Annotated in this window: 25 protein-coding genes; 10 read left to right on the top strand and 15 right to left on the bottom strand. The window is 29.3% G+C overall.

Annotated elements, in window-relative coordinates; translation table 11 throughout:
* Window positions 1-3 precede the first annotated feature (3 nt).
* The 6 genes from priA (at window position 4) to atpC (ending at window position 6,854) form a co-directional block, all read left to right on the top strand.
* Entirely contained in the window at window positions 4-1,959 is a 1,956-nt protein-coding gene (gene priA / locus ACTTAR_RS04585) for a replication restart helicase PriA (RefSeq protein WP_440697830.1), read from the top strand.
* Window positions 1,960-2,068: 109 nt separating this feature from the next.
* Window positions 2,069-2,626, top strand: a complete 558-nt coding sequence (gene atpH / locus ACTTAR_RS04580) for an ATP synthase F1 subunit delta (protein ID WP_440697829.1) — start codon at window positions 2,069-2,071, stop codon at window positions 2,624-2,626.
* Window positions 2,627-4,162, top strand: coding sequence for a F0F1 ATP synthase subunit alpha (gene atpA / locus ACTTAR_RS04575; protein WP_440697828.1), 1,536 nt, complete (start codon window positions 2,627-2,629; stop codon window positions 4,160-4,162). It abuts the gene before it with no gap.
* 6 nt (window positions 4,163-4,168) lie between these two features.
* Window positions 4,169-5,041, top strand: coding sequence for a F0F1 ATP synthase subunit gamma (locus ACTTAR_RS04570; protein ID WP_440697827.1), 873 nt, complete (start codon window positions 4,169-4,171; stop codon window positions 5,039-5,041).
* Between the two features lie 2 nt (window positions 5,042-5,043).
* Window positions 5,044-6,462 (top strand): F0F1 ATP synthase subunit beta, encoded by a 1,419-nt coding sequence (atpD, locus tag ACTTAR_RS04565; protein WP_440681533.1) that lies wholly within the window; start codon window positions 5,044-5,046, stop codon window positions 6,460-6,462.
* Window positions 6,462-6,854, top strand: a complete 393-nt coding sequence (gene atpC / locus ACTTAR_RS04560) for an ATP synthase F1 subunit epsilon (RefSeq protein ID WP_440681534.1) — start codon at window positions 6,462-6,464, stop codon at window positions 6,852-6,854. Before atpD ends, atpC begins: the two co-directional genes overlap by 1 nt.
* Here the strand turns inward: atpC and ACTTAR_RS04555 are convergent.
* The 12 genes from ACTTAR_RS04555 to metX all read right to left on the bottom strand — a co-directional run bounded on the left by ACTTAR_RS04555 (window position 6,847) and on the right by metX (window position 15,876).
* Window positions 6,847-7,323: an RNA pyrophosphohydrolase gene (locus ACTTAR_RS04555; protein WP_440697826.1), complete on the bottom strand. Its 477-nt coding sequence runs from the start codon at window positions 7,321-7,323 to the stop codon at window positions 6,847-6,849. The genes atpC and ACTTAR_RS04555 overlap by 8 nt on opposite strands.
* Window position 7,324: 1 nt before the next feature.
* Window positions 7,325-8,461, bottom strand: coding sequence for a S41 family peptidase (locus ACTTAR_RS04550; protein ID WP_440697825.1), 1,137 nt, complete (start codon window positions 8,459-8,461; stop codon window positions 7,325-7,327).
* Window positions 8,458-8,808, bottom strand: a complete 351-nt coding sequence (gene rsfS / locus ACTTAR_RS04545; RefSeq protein WP_075506496.1) for a ribosome silencing factor — start codon at window positions 8,806-8,808, stop codon at window positions 8,458-8,460. Before rsfS ends, ACTTAR_RS04550 begins: the two co-directional genes overlap by 4 nt.
* A 17-nt stretch (window positions 8,809-8,825) precedes the next feature.
* Entirely contained in the window at window positions 8,826-9,353 is a 528-nt protein-coding gene (gene nadD / locus ACTTAR_RS04540; RefSeq protein ID WP_440648382.1) for a nicotinate (nicotinamide) nucleotide adenylyltransferase, read from the bottom strand.
* A complete protein-coding gene (locus ACTTAR_RS04535) occupies window positions 9,349-10,599 on the bottom strand; it encodes a glutamate-5-semialdehyde dehydrogenase (protein ID WP_440697824.1) in 1,251 nt (416 codons plus the stop codon). Before ACTTAR_RS04535 ends, nadD begins: the two co-directional genes overlap by 5 nt.
* Window positions 10,600-11,706, bottom strand: a complete 1,107-nt coding sequence (gene proB / locus ACTTAR_RS04530) for a glutamate 5-kinase (RefSeq protein ID WP_440613704.1) — start codon at window positions 11,704-11,706, stop codon at window positions 10,600-10,602.
* Window positions 11,696-12,679: an Obg family GTPase CgtA gene (cgtA, locus tag ACTTAR_RS04525; RefSeq protein ID WP_440681542.1), complete on the bottom strand. Its 984-nt coding sequence runs from the start codon at window positions 12,677-12,679 to the stop codon at window positions 11,696-11,698. Before cgtA ends, proB begins: the two co-directional genes overlap by 11 nt.
* Before the next feature lie 26 nt (window positions 12,680-12,705).
* Window positions 12,706-12,960 carry a 50S ribosomal protein L27 gene (gene rpmA, locus ACTTAR_RS04520; protein ID WP_075506491.1) on the bottom strand — a complete coding sequence of 85 codons (255 nt, stop codon included), beginning with the start codon at window positions 12,958-12,960 and terminating at the stop codon, window positions 12,706-12,708.
* Window positions 12,961-12,974: 14 nt separating this feature from the next.
* Window positions 12,975-13,373 carry a 50S ribosomal protein L21 gene (gene rplU / locus ACTTAR_RS04515; protein ID WP_075506490.1) on the bottom strand — a complete coding sequence of 133 codons (399 nt, stop codon included), beginning with the start codon at window positions 13,371-13,373 and terminating at the stop codon, window positions 12,975-12,977.
* A gap of 66 nt (window positions 13,374-13,439) precedes the next feature.
* Window positions 13,440-14,159 (bottom strand): hydroxyacylglutathione hydrolase, encoded by a 720-nt coding sequence (gene gloB / locus ACTTAR_RS04510; protein WP_440672573.1) that lies wholly within the window; start codon window positions 14,157-14,159, stop codon window positions 13,440-13,442.
* On the bottom strand, window positions 14,160-14,756 hold the full coding sequence (gene metW / locus ACTTAR_RS04505) for a methionine biosynthesis protein MetW (RefSeq protein ID WP_262589873.1): 597 nt from the start codon (window positions 14,754-14,756) through the stop codon (window positions 14,160-14,162).
* The gene (metX, locus tag ACTTAR_RS04500; protein WP_440697823.1) at window positions 14,746-15,876 is read right to left on the bottom strand and encodes a homoserine O-acetyltransferase MetX; all 1,131 of its coding nucleotides are present in this window, start codon (window positions 15,874-15,876) and stop codon (window positions 14,746-14,748) included. Before metX ends, metW begins: the two co-directional genes overlap by 11 nt.
* A gap of 192 nt (window positions 15,877-16,068) precedes the next feature.
* Between metX and hisC the strand changes: the two genes are divergently transcribed.
* Together hisC and ACTTAR_RS04490 are read left to right on the top strand one after the other, a co-directional pair.
* On the top strand, window positions 16,069-17,151 hold the full coding sequence (gene hisC / locus ACTTAR_RS04495; protein ID WP_440681544.1) for a histidinol-phosphate transaminase: 1,083 nt from the start codon (window positions 16,069-16,071) through the stop codon (window positions 17,149-17,151).
* On the top strand, window positions 17,152-18,048 hold the full coding sequence (locus ACTTAR_RS04490; RefSeq protein WP_440697822.1) for a prephenate dehydrogenase: 897 nt from the start codon (window positions 17,152-17,154) through the stop codon (window positions 18,046-18,048).
* On the opposite strand, the gene ACTTAR_RS04485 is transcribed toward ACTTAR_RS04490, so the two are convergent.
* The 3 genes from ACTTAR_RS04485 to ACTTAR_RS04475 are packed head-to-tail and all read right to left on the bottom strand — an operon-like array spanning window position 18,045 to window position 21,596.
* Window positions 18,045-18,788 carry a C40 family peptidase gene (locus ACTTAR_RS04485; protein WP_440681546.1) on the bottom strand — a complete coding sequence of 248 codons (744 nt, stop codon included), beginning with the start codon at window positions 18,786-18,788 and terminating at the stop codon, window positions 18,045-18,047. The two genes, ACTTAR_RS04490 and ACTTAR_RS04485, sit on opposite strands and share 4 nt — an antisense overlap.
* Entirely contained in the window at window positions 18,778-20,154 is a 1,377-nt protein-coding gene (locus tag ACTTAR_RS04480; protein ID WP_440681547.1) for an AmpG family muropeptide MFS transporter, read from the bottom strand. The genes ACTTAR_RS04485 and ACTTAR_RS04480 overlap by 11 nt, the downstream gene beginning before the upstream one ends.
* 2 nt (window positions 20,155-20,156) lie before the next feature.
* Window positions 20,157-21,596, bottom strand: a complete 1,440-nt coding sequence (locus ACTTAR_RS04475) for a TrkH family potassium uptake protein (RefSeq protein WP_440697821.1) — start codon at window positions 21,594-21,596, stop codon at window positions 20,157-20,159.
* Window positions 21,597-21,683: 87 nt separating this feature from the next.
* Between ACTTAR_RS04475 and ACTTAR_RS04470 the strand changes: the two genes are divergently transcribed.
* Both ACTTAR_RS04470 and ACTTAR_RS04465 read left to right on the top strand, forming a co-directional pair.
* Window positions 21,684-23,246, top strand: coding sequence for a lysine--tRNA ligase (locus tag ACTTAR_RS04470; protein ID WP_440697820.1), 1,563 nt, complete (start codon window positions 21,684-21,686; stop codon window positions 23,244-23,246).
* Window positions 23,246-24,298, top strand: a complete 1,053-nt coding sequence (locus ACTTAR_RS04465) for a quinone-dependent dihydroorotate dehydrogenase (protein ID WP_440697819.1) — start codon at window positions 23,246-23,248, stop codon at window positions 24,296-24,298. The genes ACTTAR_RS04470 and ACTTAR_RS04465 overlap by 1 nt, the downstream gene beginning before the upstream one ends.
* Window positions 24,299-24,302: the final 4 nt, after the last annotated feature.

Below are 24,302 nucleotides of genomic sequence, written 5' to 3'. Positions count from 1 at the left end.
AATATGAAATTTCCGATTCTTTTACCTAATATTTTTGATCATCCATTTACTTATGAAAGTAGTATTGATCTTAAATTAGGTGACTACGTAGAAGTTCCTTTTGGTAAATCAAAAATTACTGGTGTTGTATGGGATGAATTTGAAAAAAATAGCAATAAAACATTTAAAATAAAAAAAGTTTTGAGGAAGTTAGATGTGACTCCTCTAAAAAAAAATACGATTAAATTTTTAAATTGGTTTTCAGAGTACAATATTATTCCAAAAGGAATGGCTCTAAAGCTTATTTTGTTAAGTAGTCATGCGATAGAAAATAAAGAGTTAAGTTCTTATAATAATTTTAAAAGTGAAATCAAAAATACGTCTCTAAAATTAACTAAAGATCAAATAAAAGCTCATGAAGAAATGGTAAGCAGTAACCAAAATTTTAGAGTGCACGTGTTACAAGGAACAACAGGATCAGGTAAAACTCTTGTATATTTTGAAGCTTTAAAAAACCTTATAAAACAGGGTTATCAGGGCTTAATTTTGTTACCTGAGATAGGTTTGACGGGTCAATTTGAAAAAAAATTTTTTGAATATTTTGGTTTTAACGCAGCAGTGTGGCACTCAGGAGTTTCAAAAAAAAAAAAAGAATTAATTTGGAGTGGAATATCAAATGGAGAGGTTAAAGTAATTATAGGGGCAAGATCATCATTATTTTTACCATTTAGAAATCTAGGTATGATAATTGTAGATGAAGAGCATGATCAATCTTTTAAACAAGATGAAGGTGTAACTTATAATGCACGAGATATGGCAATCTCTAGAGCCTCATTTGAAAATATACCAGTTAATTTAGTTACAGCTGTTCCATCAATTGAAACTTTTGAAAATATTCAAAAAGGTAAATATTCTTTATCAAGACTTACTGAGAGATATAAAAATGCTTCATTACCAAATTATGAAATTATAGACCTTAACAAAACCAAACTTGAAAAAAAATCGTGGTTATCAGATAAAATAGTTGAAAAAGTAAATTTTCACCTTGAGAGAAAAGATCAGGTTTTATTTTTTTTAAATAGAAGAGGTTTTTCACCTCATGCCTTGTGTAAAAATTGTTTAACAAGTTATTCTTGTCCAAATTGTACTATCAATCTTGTTTACCATAAGAATAAAAATAATTTATTATGTCATTATTGTGGTTTTAAAACTGATTTAAAAAGAGATTGTTCAAAAGAGGGTGAATGTAATTTTGTATTTAGTGGACCTGGTGTAGAGAGAATATCTGAGGAAGTTAAAAAAAAATTTCCTAATAAGGAAGTTGAAATTTTTTCGAGTGATACAATGAATAAAAAAGACTCATCAAATAAATTAGAAAGAATTATAAACAATCAAACTGAGATATTAGTTGGTACACAATTAATTTCTAAAGGTTTCCATTTTCCAAGTTTAAATTGTATTGTTGTTGTTGATATTGATTTATCAGCGAACGGGAATGATTTAAGAGGTGCAGAAAAAAATTTGCAACTATATCATCAGTTATCAGGACGAGCTGGAAGAACAGGAAAACCTGCAACAGTATATTTTCAAACTTATAACAATAATAAGAATATGATCTTAGAAATTACAAATAAAAATCCTGATATATTTTTAAAAAGAGAATTAGAAATTAGAAAAAAAAATAAACTTCCACCTTATCAAAGATTTATTTCCTTGATCATGACTGGAGAAAATCAAAAAAAATTAGAAAAAGAGGCTTATGATTTTAAAAATTATTTAGAAAATAAAATTGAGGGAAAAATATTGGGTCCAGTAGATGCTCCTATATTTAGATTGAAGAGAAAATTTAGGGTCAGATTTTTAATCAGAGGCTCAAAATCCATGAAACTACAAACTGCTATTGCAAAATCAGTTCCAAAATACAAATTTTCTAAAGGAATAAAACTTTTAGTTGATGTTGATCCAATTAACTTCAATTAGGCCTAAAAAAAGAGGACTTTTTCGTCAATCAGTCACTTGAAGAGGTAAAGGTCATATGTTAATTAGAGCGTGATTTTTAAATAATCTTCAACATTTTAGAGGTATCAAGTTGAGCAAAGACACAGGATTTTCAATTACTTCAGCAGAAAGGTATTCACTTGCGCTTTATGAATTATCTACTGAAAGCAATGTTACATCTCAAATAGAAGATCAGTCACTCTCAGTTCTAAAATTGCTAGAACAAAGCCAAGATTTCTCAAATTTAATAAAAGATCCAACTACCAGCCAAGATGATTTATTAAAAGTAGTTAATACAATCTCAGAAAATTATAAATTTGATCAATTGTTAAAAACTTTCTTAAGTTTTTTAATTGAAAAGAGAAGATTCTTTTTTGTAGAAAGAATTCTTAAAAGTTTTATCGAGATCTGTTCAGAAAAAAGAGGAGAGCTAAAAGCTGAATTAAGATCTGCTAAACAATTATCTGATGAAGAAATTTCAAAAATTACACAAGAATTAACTAAAAACTTTAGTTCAAAAATAAAATTAAACTACAAACATGACGAAAGTTTAATAGGAGGTTTAGTAGTGCAGGTAGGGAGTACTATGGTTGACACCTCAATTAAAAGCAAATTACAACAAATCGAAAATAGAATGATAGAGGCATAAATGGAAATAAATCCTTCAGAAGTTACAAAGATATTAAAAGAACAAATAAAAAATTTTGGAGATAAAGCAGAGGTTACTGAAGTAGGTCAAGTTTTATCAGTTGGTGATGGTATCGCTAGAATTTACGGTCTTGACAATGTTCAGGCAGGAGAGATGGTTGAATTTTCTGATGGCTCTAAAGGTATGGCCCTAAACTTAGAGAGCGAAAATGTTGGTGTTGTAATTTTTGGTGATGACAGAAATGTTAAAGAAGGTGATGTTGTAAAAAGAACTGGAAAAATTGTTGATACGCCAGTTGGAAAAGAATTACTAGGTAGAGTAGTTGATGGTTTGGGAAATCCAATTGACGGTAAAGGTGCATTAGATAAAAATGTACAAAAGAGCAGAGTAGAGGTTAAGGCTCCTGGAATTATTCCTAGACAATCAGTTAATGAACCAATGCAAACAGGTTTAAAATCAATTGATAGTTTGGTTCCAATCGGAAGAGGACAAAGGGAACTGATCATTGGTGATAGACAAACAGGAAAAACTGCTGTTGCAGTTGATGCGATCATAAACCAAAAAAAGATCAATGAATCAGGTGACGAAAAACAAAAATTATATTGTATTTATGTTGCTGTAGGTCAGAAAAGATCAACTGTTAGACAAATTCAAAAAACTTTAGAAGAAGCTGGCGCAATGGAATATACAACAATTGTTGCAGCAACAGCATCAGACTCAGCACCACTTCAGTTTTTAGCTCCATATACTGGTTGTGCTATGGGTGAATATTTCAGAGATAATGGAATGCACGCGTTGATTATTTACGATGATTTATCAAAACAAGCAGTTGCTTACAGACAAATGTCACTTTTACTTAGAAGACCTCCAGGACGTGAGGCTTATCCAGGAGATGTGTTCTATTTACATAGTAGATTATTAGAAAGAGCTGCGAAATTGAGTGATGAACATGGTGGAGGATCTTTAACAGCACTTCCAATTATTGAAACTCAAGGTGGAGATGTATCTGCATTTATTCCAACAAACGTGATTTCAATTACGGATGGTCAGATCTTCTTAGAAACTGAATTATTTAACCAAGGAATAAGACCTGCAATTAACGTTGGTTTGTCCGTTTCAAGGGTAGGTTCATCTGCACAAACTAAAGCGATGAAAAAAGTTTCAGGATCTATGAAACTTGAACTTGCCCAATATAGAGAAATGGCAGCATTTGCTCAATTTGGTTCAGATTTAGATGCTTCTACTCAACAGTTATTGAATAGAGGCTCAAAATTAACTGAGCTTCTAAAACAAAAGCAATATTCTCCAATGACAGTTGCTGAACAAGTAATTTCGGTTTTCTGTGGTGTTAAAGGATATCTTGATGATATCGATTTAAAAGATGTTGCAGGTTTTGAAAGTAAAATCATTGAGAAATGTAAATCAGAAAAACCTGAGATTATTGAGTCAATACAAAGTTCAGGAAAACTTGAAGAGGATAAAGAAAAGTTATTGGTTGAATTGATTACTCAATTAAAAGAAACCCTTAAATCTTAATTTGATATGGCAAGTTTAGACGACCTAAAAAAGAGAATAGCGAGTGTAAAATCTACACAAAAGATCACTAAGGCTATGAAAATGGTTGCAGCTGCAAAATTAAGAAAAGCACAAGAAAGTGCTGAAAAGGGAAGGCCTTATTCAGAAAAAATGAACAATGTAATCTTAAACTTATCTAGTGGAATTTCAGATAAGGAAAATGCACCTAAGTTATTAGCTGGTACTGGAGAGGATAAAGTTCATCTATGCGTCGTGATGACATCTGACAGAGGTCTGTGTGGTGGTTTTAATTCTAATATTATCAAAAAAGCTAAGAACTATTTTTCTAAAATTTTAGATGAAAATAAAGAACTTAAAATAATCACAGTCGGTTCCAAAGGTAATGATCAATTAAAGAGAACATACGGTGATAAAATAATTGAAAACATTTCCTTTAAAGAATCAAAAAATGCTAATTATTTTGATGCAGATAAAGTTGGAAAAATCATTATTGAAAAATTTGAAGCTGGTGAGTTTGATGTGTGTACAATATTTTATAATAAATTTAAAAACGTTATTACTCAAATCCCTCAAGCTCAACAAATAATACCTTTGAACAATGAAGAAAGTGAAAATAGTTCAGAGGAGAGTTATGAATTTGAACCAGACGAAGATGAAATTTTAAGCAATTTGTTGCCAAAAAATATTTCAACCCAAATATTCAAGGCAATGTTAGAGAATTCAGCTAGCGAGCAAGGATCCAGAATGAGCGCAATGGATAATGCAACCCGAAACGCAGGTGAAATGGTTGACAAACTTACTATCGAGTATAATAGAAGTCGTCAGGCAGCAATTACTAAAGAACTAATAGAAATCATATCAGGAGCGGAAAGTTTATAATTATGAGTAAAGGAATAATCACACAAGTTATTGGAGCAGTAGTAGACGTAAAATTTGAGGGAGAATTACCAGAAATTTTAACAGCATTAGAGTGTAAAAATGGAGACAATAGATTAGTTTTAGAGGTTGCTCAGCATTTAGGAGAATCTACTGTTAGAACAATCGCAATGGATGCTACTGAAGGATTAAAAAGAGGAGACGAAGTTGTTAATACAAATGCTCCTATCCAAGTTCCTGTTGGACCTGAAACTCTTGGCAGAATTATAAATGTTATTGGTGAACCAATTGATGAAAGAGGTGAGGTTAAAACAAAAGAAAGTTGGCCCATCCATAGAGCTGCACCAGAATTTAATGATCAATCAACTGAAACAGAAATTCTAGTTACAGGAATAAAAGTAATTGATCTATTAGCACCGTATGCAAAAGGAGGAAAAATTGGTCTTTTTGGTGGTGCAGGAGTTGGTAAAACAGTTTTAATTATGGAATTAATCAATAACGTTGCAAAAGCTCATGGCGGATTTTCGGTTTTTGCAGGTGTTGGAGAAAGAACTAGAGAAGGAAACGATCTTTATCATGAAATGATGGACTCTGGTGTTATAAAAAAAGATGGTCCTGGTTCTAAAGCAGCGTTAGTTTATGGACAAATGAACGAACCTCCAGGAGCAAGAGCTAGGGTTGCTCTTACTGGATTAACAGTTGCTGAGTATTTTAGAGATCAAGAAGGACAGGACGTTTTATTCTTTGTTGATAACATATTTAGATTTACACAAGCAGGTTCAGAGGTATCAGCTCTTTTAGGAAGAATTCCATCAGCTGTAGGTTATCAACCTACTTTGGCAACCGATATGGGTAACCTTCAAGAAAGAATTACAACCACAAACAAAGGATCAATTACTTCTGTTCAAGCAATTTATGTTCCAGCTGATGACTTAACAGATCCTGCCCCAGCAACATCATTTGCTCACTTGGATGCAACCACTGTACTTTCAAGACAGATAGCTGAGATTGGTATTTATCCTGCGGTAGACCCATTAGATTCTACATCAAGAATTTTAGATCCAAGAGTTGTAGGTGATGAACATTATAGAGTAGCAAGAGATGTTCAAAGAATTTTACAATCTTATAAATCTCTTCAAGATATTATTGCTATTCTTGGTATGGATGAATTATCTGAGGAAGATAAATTAGTTGTAGCAAGAGCGAGAAAAATTCAAAGATTTTTATCTCAACCATTCTTTGTCGCAGAAGTATTTACAGGTTCACCTGGAAAATTAGTTGATCTTGAATCTACAATCAAAGGATTTGATGCAATCTGTAAAGGTGAATATGATCACCTGCCAGAAGCAGCTTTCTACATGGTTGGTACAATTGAAGAGGCTATTGAAAAAGCTCAAAAAATGGAAAAAGAAGCTGCAGCTTAATGAGCGAAGAATTTAAAATTGAGATAGTAAATCCTGAAAAATCTTTTTTGGTTAAAGAAGATGTATCAGAAGTAGTAGTACCTGCTTTTGAAGGAGAAATGGGGATATTAAAGGATCACATTTCAATTATCTCATTTTTAAAACCAGGCATCATCAAAGTAAGCTCAAAATCTGGTGATGAAAATTATTATGTTGAGGATGGTATCGTAGAGTTTAAAAATAATAATTTATCTATTCTAACTAGCTCAATTTATAATTTGTCTGATATGGATAAATCTGTTCAACAGGATTTACTGAAAAAAGCTGAAGAAGAGTCAGGAAAGTCAGATATTAATGATCAAGCTAAATATTTAGTTGATCAAAAAATTGAAGTTTTAAAAACTCTTAATTAAGAATCTTTTTTACTTTATCTTTAACTTCTTGGTACACGTGTAGTTTAAAATCAACTACTAAGTCCGTAATTTCATCTAGTTCCACCCATTTCCATTCTAAAAATTCAGGGTGTTTAGTTTTGATATTTATTTCCTTGTCTTCTCCAAGAAATCTCATCAAAAACCATTTTTGTTTTTGACCTCTATACTTTCCCTTCCAAATTAAACCAAGCAATCTATCTGGAAGTTCATAAGTTATAGTTCCATCTAGTTCTTTAACTAATTCGACATTTTTAATACTAGTTTCCTCTTCAAGCTCTCTAAAGGCTGCCTTTAGAAAATCTTCACCTTCATCTACTCCACCTTGGGGCATCTGCCAAAAATTTTTTGGGTTATCAATTCTTTTGGCAACAAAAACTTTATTATCTTTATTTAGCACAACAATTCCTACTCCACTTCTTAGTGGAAGATTATGTAAATCTATTTTCATTTTAGCCGTTGAGTAACTTAATTGCGTAATTTAGTTGATTATCAGTGTCAGTTCTTATTTTAAAATTATCACCTTCTTCATTCACTTCAATGTCTGGACGTACACCAACCTCTGATATAGATTTTCCAGATGGAAGATAATATTTTGCAACAGTTAAACGTATTGCGCCTCTATTTTTAAGAGGAATAATAGATTGAACTGAACCTTTACCATAACTGTTTTCACCTACAATAATTGCTCTTTTGTGGTCTTTTAAAGCTCCTGCAACAATTTCTGATGCTGAAGCTGATCCATAATTTATCAGTACTAATAATGTTTTTCCGTCAGTTATGTCTCCTTTTTTTGCAAACCATTTTCTATTATCAGATTTTTTTCTACTTTTAGTGGAGACAATTTCACCATTTTCTAAAAAGAAATCAGATATTCTTATTGCTTGGTTTAGTAATCCACCTGGATTATTTCTTAAATCCAAAATAAATGAATTAAGATTTTTATTTTTTTTTAATTTGTTTATTTGTTTTTCTATTTGATCACTACTGTTTTCATTAAATGAAGTTAATCTAATATAGCCAATATTTTCTTCTAATAATTCTGACTTAACTGATTGAATTTCAATTATCTCTCTAGTGATATTAAATGTTAGTGCTTTTTTTTCTCCTCTTCGTCTAACTGTTAATTCTATACTTGAACCTACTGGGCCTCGCATTAAATCAACAGCTTCACTTAGAGATTTCCCTTGAACTTGGGTATCATTAATTTTCACAATGTAATCACCAGCTTTTAATCCAGCTTTTGACGCTGGTGTGTCATCAATAGGTGAAATAACTTTAACAACTCCTGCTTCCATACTTACCTCAATTCCAAGGCCGCCAAATTCACCGCTAGTTTCAGTTTGCATTTCCTCTAGAATTTCAGGAGACATATAAGAGGAATAAGGGTCTAAAGATTGAAGTAAGCCATTGATAGCAGAGTCCATGCTTTCAGATTGATTGATCTCATCAATATATTCTCTATTTATTTTTTCTAAAACCTCGCCAAATAAATCTATCTTTTTGTAAATATCTACTTCAGAAGAGTTTGCTGAACTTAAATAAAAAAATGATAAAAAAATAATTGAGTAATATTTAATTATCTTCATATCATTACTTTTTCTTTAGGAATAAATTCTGACCAGATTTTTTCTAATTCATAAAATTTTCTTTTCTCTGGATGAAAAATATGAACGATTAGATCTATACCGTCTACCAATTTCCATTCACCACTTTCTTTACCCTCAATTTTAGAGTCTTTAATTCCATTATCTTTAAGCTTTTCTAACACTTGTTCAGATAAAGATTGTATATGTCTAGATGATGTACCGCTTGCTATTATCATATAATCTGCCATTGAACTTTTATCTTTAAGATCAATAGTTACTATGTCCTCAGCTTTGTTAAGATCTAATGTGGTAATTACAATTTCTTTGAGATCTGAAATTTTATCCATTAATTAAATTTAGACTATCAAATTTTTCTTAATTGAGAAGATGAAATGTTGACTTTATTAAACTCTATAAATTTGAGGGTGGTATTACTGAGAGCCTTAAATGTCTTTGATTTTAATGAGTTTTTTTTATAGCCATGTCTATCGAAAACTAAAATATTACACTTTTGTGAAATAGATTTTGATTTATACCATTTGTGAAAATTTATTAAGTTATCTGCTCCCATTAAAAAATAGATTTCAATATTTTTATTTTTTTTCAAATGATTAATTAAATCGATTGTTTTATTTGAATTAATTTTATTTTCGTAAAATCTCACTTTTATAAATGAATTTTTACCAATAATTTTTTTACAGAATTTTATTCTTTCAGTAACTGAGGTTTTGCTCTGGTTTTTAAATGGATTTTTTTTTGTGATTGCCCAAATAATGTTTTTAAGCTCAAATCTTTTTTTTGCTTCTTTTGAAATTGCTAGATGACCTTTATGAGCAGGATCAAATGATCCTCCTAAAATTCCTATTTTTGTCTTATTTGATTTCAAATTAATTTCTTATTTTACCGTTACTTGTAATTTGATATTTGTATGAAATAAGTTGATTAAGTCCTACAGGTCCTCTTGGTGGTAGTACATTGGTAGAAATTCCAACTTCTCCTCCGAACCCAAATTCACCTCCATCTGCAAATTGAGTTGAAGTGTTATGCATAGCAATAGAGCTTTTGACTTCTTTTAGAAATTGATTAGCTGTTTTTTTGTTTTTTGTAATTATTGAGTCTGTATGCATTGTTCCATACTTATTAATATGACTTATAGCTTCATTGAGGTTGTTTACTATTTTAACAGAAACTGCTGAGCTTAAATATTCTGTAGACCAATCTTTTTCAGTAGCTTTAAAAATTTTACCTTTATAAAATTTAGCCAAAGTCTTTTCTCCATAAATTTTACAACCATTTTTTTCTAAATTACCCAGGATTGTATTGCTAAATTTTTTAACAATATTTTTATGTAGAATAATAGTTTCGGTCGCCCCACATATGCTGGTGTTTCTTAATTTTGCGTTAGTAACAACTCTATTTGCCATCTTTAATTCAGCGTCTTTGTCGACATATGTATGACAAATACCCTCAAGATGACCAATTATAGGAACCTTAGAAAGTTCTTGAACTTTTCTTACAAGATTTTTTCCACCACGTGGGATTATAACATCAATATATTCTTTCATTTTGGAAAGCATTACATCAACCATCTTTCTGTTTTTAGAGTCTATAAATTGTATAAAGTTTTCATCTACTTTATTTTTTTTGAGCGCTTTTCTAAAAAGTTTTGACAAAATTCTATTTGAATTGATTGCCTCAGAACCTCCTCTTAAGATTACTGCATTACCTGATTTGAAACATAAACCCGCAACATCTGATGTAACATTTGGCCTACTTTCATAAATTACACCAATAACTCCTATTGGAATTGATACTCTACTAATATTTAATCCATTAGGTCTTTTCCACTTTTCTAGAACATGATTAATGGGATCTTTAAATTTAATAATACTAATAATAGAATTTCTGATGTCGTTTATTTTTTTTTCATTTAAATGAAGTCTATTAATTAAATTTTCTTTTAATCCTATTTTTTTTGCGTAATTAATATCTTTAGTATTTTCTTTAATTATTAAACCTTTGTTTTCGTTAAGCATTTTGGCATAGGAGGCTAAAACACTATTTTTAACGTTTGTGTCTATTTTATATTTACTTGCTTTTCTTGCTCTTTTACCGATTAAATTCATATAATTATTCATTTATACTTCTACCATATCATCTTTATGAATAACTTCAGATTTTGCAACATACCCAAGTAATTTTTGAATTTCATTCGAATGGTGTCCCATAATTTTTTTTACTTCATCAGAAGAAAAAGAACTTAAACCCCTAGCACATTCATTATTTTTTTTATCTAAAACTTTTATATGATCACCTTTGTTAAATCTTCCTGATACATTTTTAATACCTGCAGCTAGTAAACTTTTTCCAAGCTTTAACGCTTTTTTGGCTCCATCATCAATTACAATATTTCCTTTAGGTGCAATTGAGCTAATTATCCATTTTTTTCTAGCATGAAGTTTAGAGACCTTTGGGCTGAACCATGTACAATTATTTTTTTCAATAATTTTTGAAATAGGATTTGAATACAGTCCGTTTGCAATAATCATACTGCTGCCAGCTAATTGACAAATTTTAGCAGCTTCAATTTTTGTTTGCATTCCTCCACTTCCATATTCATTAATTCCTTTGATATTAATTTCTTTTAAGTCTTTGTTTATATCATTTACTATTTTTATTAGTTTAGCGTCTTTATTTACTTTTGGATTTTTTGTAAAAAGGCCATCTACATCTGAAAGTAAAATTAACGTATCAGCGTTTGTAATTTGAGCTACTCTAGATGCCAATCTATCATTATCTCCATATTTTATTTCAGTTGTTGCAATTGTATCATTCTCATTAACAACTGGGATAAATCCAAGTTCGAATAAATTTTCGAATGTTCTTTTGGCATTTAAGGACCTTCTTCGTTCCTCCGTATCTTCTAGAGTTAACAAAATTTGTGAAATATTTAATTTGAATTTTGAGAAGGTCTGAGAGAATAAATTCATTAGTTCAATTTGGCCAATAGAGGCAATTGCTTGACTTTTATCTAACTTAATATTTTTTTTGTTAAAATTCATTTTTTTACATCCAAGAGCGATGGCACCTGAACTAACAATGACTATTTTTTGATTTTTATCTTTTAGTTTTTTGATGTCCCTCGCAAAGCTTGAAAGCCATTTTTTTCTAATTTTTTTATTTTCATCAACTAATAAAGATGAACCAATTTTAATAACAATAATTTTCGAGTTTTTAAGATACATAGGATAATAATTTTGCCTTAATTTTTGAAACCGACTCTTTATTTAAAGTTGTCATAGTCATTATCTCACAATTTTTATCTTTAGAGAAATCATCAATTACATCTTTGGCTGTGTCTTCATCAATTAAATCTATTTTGTTAAACACAATTAACTCTCTCTTTTCAAGCATTTTAGAACTGTAATTTTTAAGTTCATTTTTAACCTGATCATAAGATTCCTTAAGATCAAGATTAGTAATATCAATTAAATGTAATAAAGATTTGCATCTTTCTATATGTTTTAAAAACTGTATCCCAAGTCCAACACCTTCATGGGCACCTTCTACTAATCCTGGTATATCGGCTATTGTGATTTCTTTATCATCATAGCTAGCAACACCTAAGTTAGGATTAAGTGTTGTAAATTTATAATTAGCAATTTTAGGATTTGCGTTTGTAAGTGCTGCCAACAAACTTGATTTTCCTGCGTTAGGTAATCCGATAATTCCGATATCAGCTATTGTTTTAAGTTGTAACCAAATTGTAAACTCTTCTCCCAAAGTTCCTTTCGTAAATTTTCTTGGAGCTCTGTTTGTAGAACTTTTAAATCTAGTATTTCCCAAACCACCTTTGCCACCATTAGCAGCAATGTACTCTTCTCCTTTTTTATTAAAATCAAATAATAGAGTTTTGTTATCTTCTTCAAATACCTGGGTTCCAAGAGGAACTTTTAAAACCAAATCATCACCACTTTTACCTGTTCGATTTTGACCAGAACCATTCTCTCCACGCTGAGCTTTATGATGTTGTTGATATCTGTAATCAATTAAAGTGTTTAAGTTTTCTTCTGATTTTAAAATGACAGAGCCACCCCTGCCTCCATCGCCTCCATCAGGTCCTCCAAACTCAACATACTTTTCTCTTCTAAAACTTGGTGAACCATCACCGCCGTTTCCAGCCTTAATATAAATTTTAACTTGATCGAGAAATTTCATAATACAACATTTTCTTGGTTGTACTATTAATTGGGTTTTACTGAAACGTAAGTTCTATCTAATTTAGATTTTTTGAATACAACTTTACCTTTGATAACAGAAAAAATTGAATGATCTTTTCCCATTCCAACATTTTCGCCAGGAAAAATTTTTGTTCCTCTTTGTCTAACAATTATATTTCCAGGTATTACAGTTTCTCCACCGTATTTTTTAACACCAAGTCTTCGACCAGCACTATCTCGTCCGTTTCTCGATGATCCACCTGCTTTTTTTGTTGCCATAATTTACCTAATAACTATTTACTTGCAGCTTCCTTAACTTCTTCTTTTTTGGGAGCTGGTTTAATTTTTTCAGCTTCAGATAATACTTTACCATCTTTTGAAAAAATTTTGTTAATTCTTATCAAAGAAAATTGTTGTCTGTGTCCATTTTTTCTTCTTGAATTTTGTCTTCTTCTTTTTTTGAAAATTAGAATTGTTCTATTTTTACTATTTTTAATTAAGTCTGCCTCTACCTTGGCACCTTCAATATTAGGAGTTCCAACCTCAATATTTTTATCATCCCCATATGCTAGGATTTCATTAAATTCTATCTTAGTTTCAGGCTTTGAATCTGGTAATTTTTCAATTTTTAATATTTCACCAGATTTAACTTTGTACTGTTTTCCACCTGTTTTTATTACTGCGTATGACATAGTATGAATATTAATTTTAAGTAACCGCAATATAGTTACCGGAAGCCTATAGTCAAGCTGAATTAGTTAGAAATTATCCTTTAAATCCCTTAATTTTGAAAAGGATTTTAGGTCATTAGCTCTTAAAAAAATATTACAATCAATTTCATCTTGTAAGGTTGATGGAATAGTAGGCAAATTATTATTTCTTTGTTGTTTTATAAATTCTATTTTCTTTAACAAAGAAGAGTTTTCAGAATCATGTTCCAAGCAGAATTTTGAATTATTTAAAGTATATTCATGGCCACAATAGATTTTTGTTTCTTTAGGTAAAGATTTTAATTTATTTAAAGAGTTATACATTTGCTCATATGTACCCTCAAAAATTCTACCACATCCAAGTGAGAAGAGAGTATCTCCAGTGAATAGTAAGTTTTCTTCAAAAAAATAAAAACAAATATGTCCTGTTGTGTGTCCAGGGATATGAATAATTTTAGCTTTAAAATTTCCGCTATTCCAAATTTCATTATCTTTTAACAAGATATCAATCTCTGGTATCCTTTTTGCATCTCCATTAAATCCTAAAACAACAGATCCAAATTTTTTTTTTAATTCAGTATTACCCCCAACATGATCATAATGATGATGAGTATTTAAGATATATTTTAATTTAATATTTTTATCGTTTAAGTAATTGATTATTGGTTTAGCTTCACTTGGATCAACAACACATGCTTCCTGTTTGTCATTATCAATAATTAAATAACTATAATTATCTTGTAGGCAGGGTATAATTTCAACTTTCATTTATTTTTCTATTAAAAATATTCCAAGATCAGCAAATAAATTTTTAGTTCCTAAATTACTATTTGTTATATTTGAAGTGTTGTTACTATTTAAAGCTAAAGTTTTTATCATTTTAATTTCTTTAAATTTTATAAAATTTACAAAATCTTTAATTGTGCACATATGTAAATTAGGTGTACTGTGCCATTGTTCTGGCAAAGATTTTGTTATTGGCATTGTACCTTTAAATAATAGATGCAATCTAACTTGCCAATTACCAAAATTTGGTATCGTTACAATTGCTTTTTTTCCAACTCTTAAAAGTTCATCTAAAACAATTTCAGGGCTTAAAAATGCTTGGAGTGTTTGACTCAATACTACATAGTCAAACGATTTATCAGGAAATTGTTTTAAGTCTTTCTCTGCGTTACCTTCTATTACAGTTAATCCTTTTGCAATACATTCTTGTACTTTTTCCTTAGAAATCTCTAGTCCTCTTACATTTATATTTTTATGTTCTTTTAAAAATTGCATCAAAGTTCCATCTGCACAACCTACATCTAGAACTTTTTTATTATCTTCAATTAAATCTGATATTACTTTAAATTCATTTTTCATTGTTTAACTCTGCATAAGATTTGTCTAAGAAATTCTTCAGTGCGTTTAAAAAATCAGGAACATCTAATAAAAAAGAGTCGTGACCTTTATCAGATACAATTTCTACGAAACCAACATCTGTTCCAATAGAATTTAAAGCTATAACAATATCTTTATTTTCTTGGGTTGGATAAAGCCAATCAGAAGTAAAAGAAATAACAAAAAATTTAGCTTTTGTATTTTTAAATGCATCAGACAAATTTCCATTAAATTGTTTAACTAAATCAAAATAATCCATAGCCCTAGTTATGTAGAGGTAACTGTTTGCATCAAATCTATCTACAAACACAGATCCTTGGTATCTCAAATAACTCTCAATTTGAAAATCTGCATCAAAACCAAATTTCAAATCTTCTCTTTCTTGCAATTTTCTCCCAAACTTTTCCTGCAAACCTTTTTTTGAGAGATAAGTTATATGAGCTGCCATTCTTGCAACAGCAAGCCCTTTACCTGGGTTGGTGTTATTAGCTTCATAATTTCCATCTTTCCAATCGCTGTCAGCAGTGATTGCTTGTCTTCCTAGTTCATTAAAAGCAATATTTTGTGCTGAATGACTTGAGGTTGTAGCAATGGGTATAACAGTTTTAGCTTTATCAGGAAAGTTGGTGATAAATTGAAGAACCTGCATGCCTCCCATGGAACCTCCGGTAATTGCAAATAGTTGATCAATTCCAAAGTGTTCAAGTAAATTATATTGTGCATTCACCATGTCATTAATTGTAATAACTGGAAAATCAGTTCCAAAAGTTTTCTGTGTTTCAGGATCTTTATGGCTTGGTCCATAAGATCCCATACATCCACCAATTACATTTGAACAAATAACAAAATATTTATTGGTATCTATTGCTTTGTTTGGACCTACAGCAAAACTCCACCAACCATCTTTTTTAGTAACAGGATTTAAACCAGTTACAAATTGATCTCCAGTTAGTGCATGAAATACTAATATAGCGTTGTCTTTATTCTCATTTAAAGACCCATAAGTTTCGAATGCAATTGGAAAATTGTTTATAGTTTTACCGCAATCTAATTTAAGAGGTTTTTTTATAATTAATGTCTTAATATTTTTTTCTGTATTCATTTTAAAGCCTTTAGATGAATTGTGAGAAAAAAAACTATTTTAGCGGTTTTTTTTAAGCGCTCGCAATTCAGTTAAATCAGCGCGTAAATTTTGTACAAGAACTTGTAATTTATGTCAATTTTTTAAAATAAGATCATATTCTCTATAAATATTTGTTTTTTTATCTATAAAGAGCTCATAAAAATAAAAAAAATGAGCACACCTAAATTTAAAAAATTTAACATAGAAGCTTATAAGCCTGGCAAATCTAAAATTAACAAAGTTAAAAAGGTCATTAAATTATCAGCTAACGAGTCTGCTCTAGGGATGAGCCCATTAGCAAAAAAAGCAATATCTCAAAAAAATTTAGTATTAGATAAATATCCAGATGGAAAATCTACTAATCTTAAAATGGCAATATCCAAAGCGTACAAATGTAATTTTGATAAGATCATATGTGGAGCAGGCTCTGACGAGGTAATTCAAATGTTATGTCAATTATATCTACATTCAAAGGATGAAGTGATTGTTCCTCAATATAGTTTTTTAATGTACAGGATTTATGCAAAAATTGTTGGTGCAAAAGTTGTATTTGCAAAAGAAAATAATTTTAAAGTTTCAATTGAAGAAATATTGAAAAAAGTATCTAAGAAAACCAAAATAGTCTTTATTGCAAATCCAAACAATCCAACAGGAACATATTTAACTAAAAAAGAGATATTAGAACTTAGAAGAAAGTTGAATAAAAATATTTTATTAGTAATTGATGACGCGTACTCAGAATATATGAAAAATGATGATTACAGCTCTGGTTTAGAATTATTTAAAAATAAAGACAACGTGTTTATATTACGAACATTTTCTAAAATGTTTGGTTTGGCCTCATTAAGAATTGGCTGGGGATATGGATCGAAAAAGATAATTAGAGCGTTAAATGTTATTAAACCACCTTTTAATGTAAATGGTTTGGCTCAAGTTGCGGCCGCAGAGTCTTTGAAGGATAAGCAATTCATTCAAAAGTCAATTAGACATAATTTAAATTATGCAACTAGACTAAAAAAATTTCTCGAAAAATATAATATTTTTTCAAATGCTGTATCAGCAAATTTTTTACTATTAAATTTTGATGACTGTAAATATTCAGCAAATTTTCTTTACCAAAAATTAAAAAATAAAGGAATTATATTAAGATCTACTGAAGATGGTTATCATATTAAAAACAAATTGAGATTAACTATTGGCTCATCTAGAGAAAATTTAATATTCATGAATGCAGTAAGAAAGATTTTTAATTAAATGAAAAATATTTTAATCATAGGTTGTGGTTTACTTGGATCTTCAGTTTTAAGATCTATACATAAAAATAAATTAGCAGATAAGATATACATTTATGAAAAGTCAAAAAAGAATGTATCAAAAATCAAAAATCTTAAACTACCTGGAAAGGTAGTAAGCTCATTAAAAGAAGCTGTAACAAAATCTAATTTTATTATTTTTTGTACACCCATGAGTGAATACAAAAATATAATTATGAAAATAAATAATTATATTTTACCCAACACATTAATTACTGATGTTGGTTCTTCAAAAATCGAATCATCAAAAATAATAAAAAAATTTTTAAAAAAAGGAATTGCATGGACTTCCAGTCATCCAATTGCTGGTTCTGAGGTAAGTGGACCACAGCACGGAAAGAGCAATATGTTTGAGGATAGATGGTGTATTTTAATTAAAGAAAAAAATACAATTAAAAAAAATTTAAATTTTCTAAAAAAATTTTGGGAGAAAATTGGATCAAAAGTAACAATTATGTCACCTGAAAAACATGATAAAATTTTTTCAATAACTAGTCATTTGCCTCACTTAATTGCATATAATTTAGTTAAGTCAGCTCAGGATTTTGAGAAAAAACAAAGCTATGATTTAATTAAATACAGCGCAGGAGGACTAAGAGATTTTTCAAGAATAGCAGCTTCTAATGAAATTATGTGGCGAGATATTTTTTTTAACAACAATAAAAATATTTCAAATGCTATTGATTTGTTTATTAAAAATTTGAAATCATTTAAATCTGATATTAATTCAAAAAATAATAAATCGATTATTAACAAGCTTATTCAAACTAAAAAAGTCAGATCAAAAATTATTAAACTTAAACAAGATATTAATAAGCCAGATTTTGGAAGAAGCTAAATTTTAATTTTAGCTATTTTTTTAACTTTAAGTTTTGCAGTTTTTTCAATTCTTTTAATTGTTTTAAGTATAGGCATAATCAATACTTTTTTTTCAGGTCCATATGCATGTATTAATTGCTTGGGATTTAAACACATTGCTACATGTCCTTTCCAAAAAATGATATCTCCTTTTTGATAATTTCTTTTTATTTTTCCTTTTAAATATTTAATTTGATCCTTCGTATCTCGAGGAAAAAACTTGTTATTATAATAGTAAAATATTTGTAATAAGGCAGAGCAATCTATTCCTCTATAACTTTTTCCACCCCAGATATATTTTATATTCAAAAATTTTTTAAAAATTTTAATGAAGCTTTTTTCTTTATAATTTATATTTTTTATATCTCTTTTTTTGATCCACTTATTTTTATCAATTCTGGCATAATTTTTATTAGTTTCTTTAACCGACAACTTTGATCCAAGAGACAGGAAAATATTTGTTTTTAAATTTGGTTTTTTATAGATATTTGCTTTTAAGCTACTTACTTTATAATTAGCTTTAAATTCTTTTGAATAATCTTTATTTTGAATATAACCAGTATAATTGTCAAAATTAGATTTTATTTTTATCCAATTTTTATTTTTAGATAAAATTTTAAATTTTTCTCCATACAATATTTGTGAAGTTACTTCTGAAAATTTAGAAGGTTTTTTATAAATATTAGAAAAACTACCTATAAAACAAAATTTATTTTGCACCAATTTTAATTTTATTTTTTATCATCCATAAACATATTAATGAAGGAATTACCATAATAGTTGTTAAGACAAAAAATGTTCCCCAATCTCCGTTTAACCAATCTACCAAAGCTCCTGATGATGATGCTAAAGTTGTCCTTCCAGCAGTTCCTATAGAAGCGAGTAATGCGTATTGTGTTGCTGTATATGTTCGATCAACCAGTAAAGATATAAAGGCTACAAATGCAACAGTGGCAAAAGCTGCAGTAATATCGTCAGCAATAACTGCTATTGCAAATAATAGTTCAGATTTACCAGTCCATGCTAATACAGCAAATAACAGATTTGTGATCGCCATTAATCCTCCAGCAAAGAACATAGTTTTTATAGTTCCAGCCCTCATGGCCATTACCCCACCAATTAAAGTAAATACGACAGTTGTGATCCAACCCAGGCCTTTCGAATAGATTGCTATTTGTCCTTTTGAGAAGCCTATTTCTTTATAAAATACAATCGACATTCTACCCATGAACGCTTCTCCAATTTTAAATAAAAAGACAAATCCTAAAATTCCTGCAGCTATGGCAAAACCATTTTTTTTAAAAAAGCTAATAATGGGCCCACCAATTGTTCCAGTTATATAGGCAACAAAAGTTGTAATGATATTGCTAGATCCTAGTTTACCTTTAATTAGATTGTCAGTTTCTTTTTGTTTTGATTGTCTGTCAGTTTCTATTGGTTCATGAACAAACATTAGAGCGATATTCATTAAAATAATTAGAACACCTAAAATTAAAAAAGTTGCTTGCCAGTAATCTTGGATACCAATATTTTCAAAGAACTCTGCAGTAAATAAAGCAACTACACCACCTAATTTGTAACCTGTCCACCAACCAACTACAGCCATAGCAGCACCAGCTGCCATTGATTTTCCCTCATTTTCGTTAATTTGTTCAATTCTTAATGCATCTACCGTTATGTCTTGAGTTGCTGATGCTATAGCAATGATTAATCCAACTGTAATTATCAATGCTAAATTTTCTGTAGGATTTATAATACTCCAAACTAGTAAACTTAATAGAATTACTAATTGCATTAAAACAATCCATCCTCTTCGGTGACCTAATTTTTTAGTTAGGAAAGGAATTTGAATTCTATCTATAATTGGTGCCCAAAGATAATTAAAAGCATAAACTCCAAAAATAAGTCCTGCCCATCCGATAGTAGATCTACTTAATCCTTCTTCTTTTAACCAAAGACTTAAACTACTAGCAATCAATACCCATGGAAATCCACTGATTGCACCAAGTAATAAAATTCTTAGCATTCGGATATCTTTGTAAACTGAGATGGATTCTAACCAAGATGTTTTTTTTATTTCAGACATAATTAATTTTTCCAAAATGATGGTAAAAACAATACTAATATCGCAAACAGCTCAAGTCTACCTAAAATCATACCAACTGTTAAAATCCACTTAGAAAGATCTGGTAATGAAGAAAAATCTCCATTTGGACCAATTATTGGACCAAGACCAGGTCCAACATTTGAAATAGATGTAGCGGCACCTGAGATAGCAGTAATAAAATCTAAACCAGTTAAGGATAATAATGTAGTAAGAATAAAAAATATTACGATATAAAAATAAATAAATGAAATAATTGAAGCTATAAACTTTTCATCAACTGAACTTTGATCATACTTAATTACAAATACTCCTTTAGGATATATTATTTTTTTTAATTGGTTTAGAATAAATAGATAAAGAATTTGAATTCTAAATATTTTTACACCACAAGCTGTAGATCCTGCACATCCACCTATAAACATTAGCGCAAGAAATAAAGTTATAGGAAAACTACCCCATCTATCAAATTCTGCGTTTACATAACCAGTACCACTCATGATTGATATAGTATTAAAAAATATTGATCTTAAATTAAAGTTTTCGTGGTTAGAAAATAATAGATAAATAGATAAAATAATAACAGTGAATATTATTATTTTTAAAAAAGTTTTGATTTGAATATCATTTAAAAAAATTTTTTTGTTTCCACTTATAAATTTAATGTAAGCAATAAAAGGAATACTTCCTAATATAATAAAAAACATTGACGAAATTTCAATTGGTAAACTATTAAAGTATCCAATGGACTCGTTGTAGTTAGAAAAGCCCCCAGTAGCAATTGTAGTCATTGAGTGGGTTAAGCTGTCAAATTTACCCATACCAAATATCCAATAAGTGATTGCACAAACTCCTGTTAATCCTGAGTAAATATAAATAAGTCTAAGTGCTATTTCTTTTGACTTAGGGAGTATTTTTTCTGAAGAGTCATTACTTGAAATTTTAAATAATTGCATACCTCCAACATTCATTATTGGCATTAAAGTAATCGCCATTACAATTATTCCAATTCCACCTAGCCATTGTAAAATAGCTCTCCATAAAAGAAGACTTTTTGGGGCATTCTCTAAATCTGAGATTATAGTAGATCCAGTTGTAGTAATTCCTGACATACTTTCAAAAAAAGAGTCTGTAATTGAAAGTTCAATACTAGAGAATACAAACGGTAAAGACCCAAATATTGCAATACTAATCCAAGATAAGGCGGTTAATAAAAAAGCTTGTTGTAGATTAAGTTTTTTATCATGATCTAAATTTGATAAAAAAAATAAAGTTCCAAAGATTATGGTTACGATAGATGAGCCAAAGAAAGATGAGTCTATCTCAGAGTAAAAGAATTGTACTATAATTGGGATGAACATTGATACACCCAATATTATTTGCAGAATTCCAAGCGTAAAAAAAACAGTTTTGTAATTAGACATTTTGAAAGAACAATATTTTATGGTAAATAAATTTCAACTCTATAAGAATTAATATAATCACTAGTTTAAGGTTAAAAAGAGCAATTCATGATTAAAAAAGATGTCCTAGAAAAGACAAGTGCTTGGCCTTTTGTTGAAGCTAAAAAAATGCTTCGTGAAAGAAAAGCTTTTATTGAAAAAAAAGGTAAGATTACTCTCCAAACTGGATATGGTCCAAGTGGATTACCTCACATAGGAACTTTTGGAGAAGTTGCACGAACTTCAATGATGGTAAATGCACTTAATCAACTCACAGATTTACCAACAGAAATTATTACATTTTCAGATGACATGGATGGCTTAAGAAAAGTTCCAGATAATGTTCCTAACCAAGAATTGTTGCAACAAAACCTTCACAAACCTTTAACGCAAGTACCTGATCCTTTTCAAAAATTTAATAGTTTTGGAGAACATAATAATGAAATGCTGAAGGATTTTTTAAACAGTTTTAATTTTAAATATAATTTTAAAAGTTCCACATCTTTGTACAAGGCAGGATTTTTTAATCCAACTTTGAAAATCATTTTAGAAAATTATGAAGGAATAATGAATATTATTTTACCAACACTTGGGAAAGAAAGACAAAAAACATACAGTCCTTTTTTACCAGTATGTCCTGATACCGGTCATGTTTTGGAAATACCTGTAATAGAAATTGATCAGTCTAATTCTAAAATAATATTCGATAATAAAGGTAAAAAATTAGAGAGTAGTATTTTAGACGGGAATTGTAAATTACAGTGGAAAGTAGATTGGGCAATGAGATGGTTTGCTTTAGATATTGATTTTGAAATGTATGGTAAGGATTTGATTGAAAGTGCAATTTTATCTACAAAAATCATTAATTTATTGGGTAAAAAGAATCCATCAGGGTTTGCATATGAACTTTTTCTAGATGAAAAGGGTGAGAAAATTTCTAAATCTAAAGGTAATGGAATAACTATTGATCAATGGTTGAAGTATGCTTCACCAGAAAGTTTATCTCTATATATGTATCAAAATCCAAAAAGAGCTAAAAAACTTTATAAAGAAATAGTTCCAAAAGCAGTAGATGAATATTTGGATAACATTGAAAAATCTAAAAAACAGACTGAGCAGCAATTAGTAATGAATCCAGTGTGGCATGTCCACAATGGCAGCATTCCAAAAGAAGATATGATTATGAGTTTTTCAATGTTATTGAACTTAGTAGAAACAAGTAATGCAGATAGTAAAGATTTGTTATGGAAATTTGTAAAAAAATACAAACCAAATATTCAAGAAACTAACTTTCCAATTTTTGATGGATTAGTAGGATACGCAATTAAATATTTTAATGATGTAATTAAGTCTCAAAAAAAATACAAAAAACCTTCTGAAGATGAAAAAAAAGCTCTTGAGGCTTTAATTTCAACTTTAGAAAAATGCAATGATCAGATGCCACCAGAGGAAATCCAAACTTTGATTTATTCTACTGGAAAAGAAAATGGTTATGCTGAAAATTTAAGAGATTGGTTTAAACTTATTTATGAGGTGGTTTTTGGTGATGAAAATGGACCAAGAATGGGATTTTTTATAAGTTTTTTTGGTGTTAATGAAACAAAAGACCTTATAATGAGTAAACTCAAATAATGTATTCAAATTTAAGATCTTTAATTTTTAAATTAGATCCAGAAAAAGCCCATACTCTAGCAATTCAATCTTTAAAATTTAATTTAGTATCAAATGTATTTGATGAAAATAAAAATGATCCAATTTTCAAAACACAAATATTTGGTAAAGATTTAAGCAATCCAATAGGAATAGCAGCTGGTTTTGACAAAAATGCAGAAGTTTACAATCCTTTGTTTAAATTGGGATTTGGTTTTGTTGAAGTTGGAACTGTTACTCCTTTAAAACAATATGGTAATGAAAAGCCAAGAGTATTTAGATTAGTTGAAGATCAAGCGTTAATTAATAGATTGGGATTCAACAATCAAGGATCTGAAACTGTTTTAAATAGAATAAAATCAAATAAAAAAATTGGAATACTTGGAGTAAATGTTGGACCAAATAAAGACTCTGATAATCGATTGAATGATTATTTAATTGGATTAGAAAAATTTTATGAAGTTGCTGACTATATTACAATAAATATTTCTTCTCCTAATACTGAAAATTTAAGAAATTTTCATGATGAAAATAAATTAAATGAATTATTAAAATCAATTAAAGATAAGAAAAATGAATTGAAAACTGACATTCCAATTGTAGTTAAAATTTCTCCAGACATTGATTTAAACCAAATTGAATTAATATCAGAAATCCTTTTAGAAAATGAAATATCTGCAATAATTATTTCAAATACATCAGAAAGTACTAGAGATGATTTAAAAAATATTCAACGTCATCAAAAAGGAGGCTTATCAGGAAAGCCGATTGAACAAAAATCAAATTTACTCATTAATCAATTCTTTAAATTGTTAAATGGTAGAATTAAAATAATTGGGGTAGGAGGTATAGACTCAGGAAAGTCTGCATATGATAAATTTTTGTCAGGGGCAGATTATATTCAGTTATATACCGGAATGGTATTTCAAGGACCTAACATTGCTGCAAACATTAAAAAAGAGCTAAAAGAATTATTTCTTAGAGATGGGGTGAAAAATATTTCAGAAATCGTTGGAAATAAAACTCTTTCTTAATTTT

This window comes from Candidatus Pelagibacter sp. HIMB1709, assembly GCF_052047635.1.
Lineage (GTDB): Bacteria > Pseudomonadota > Alphaproteobacteria > Pelagibacterales > Pelagibacteraceae > Pelagibacter.
This window is presented reverse-complemented; position numbering and strand designations above follow the sequence as displayed.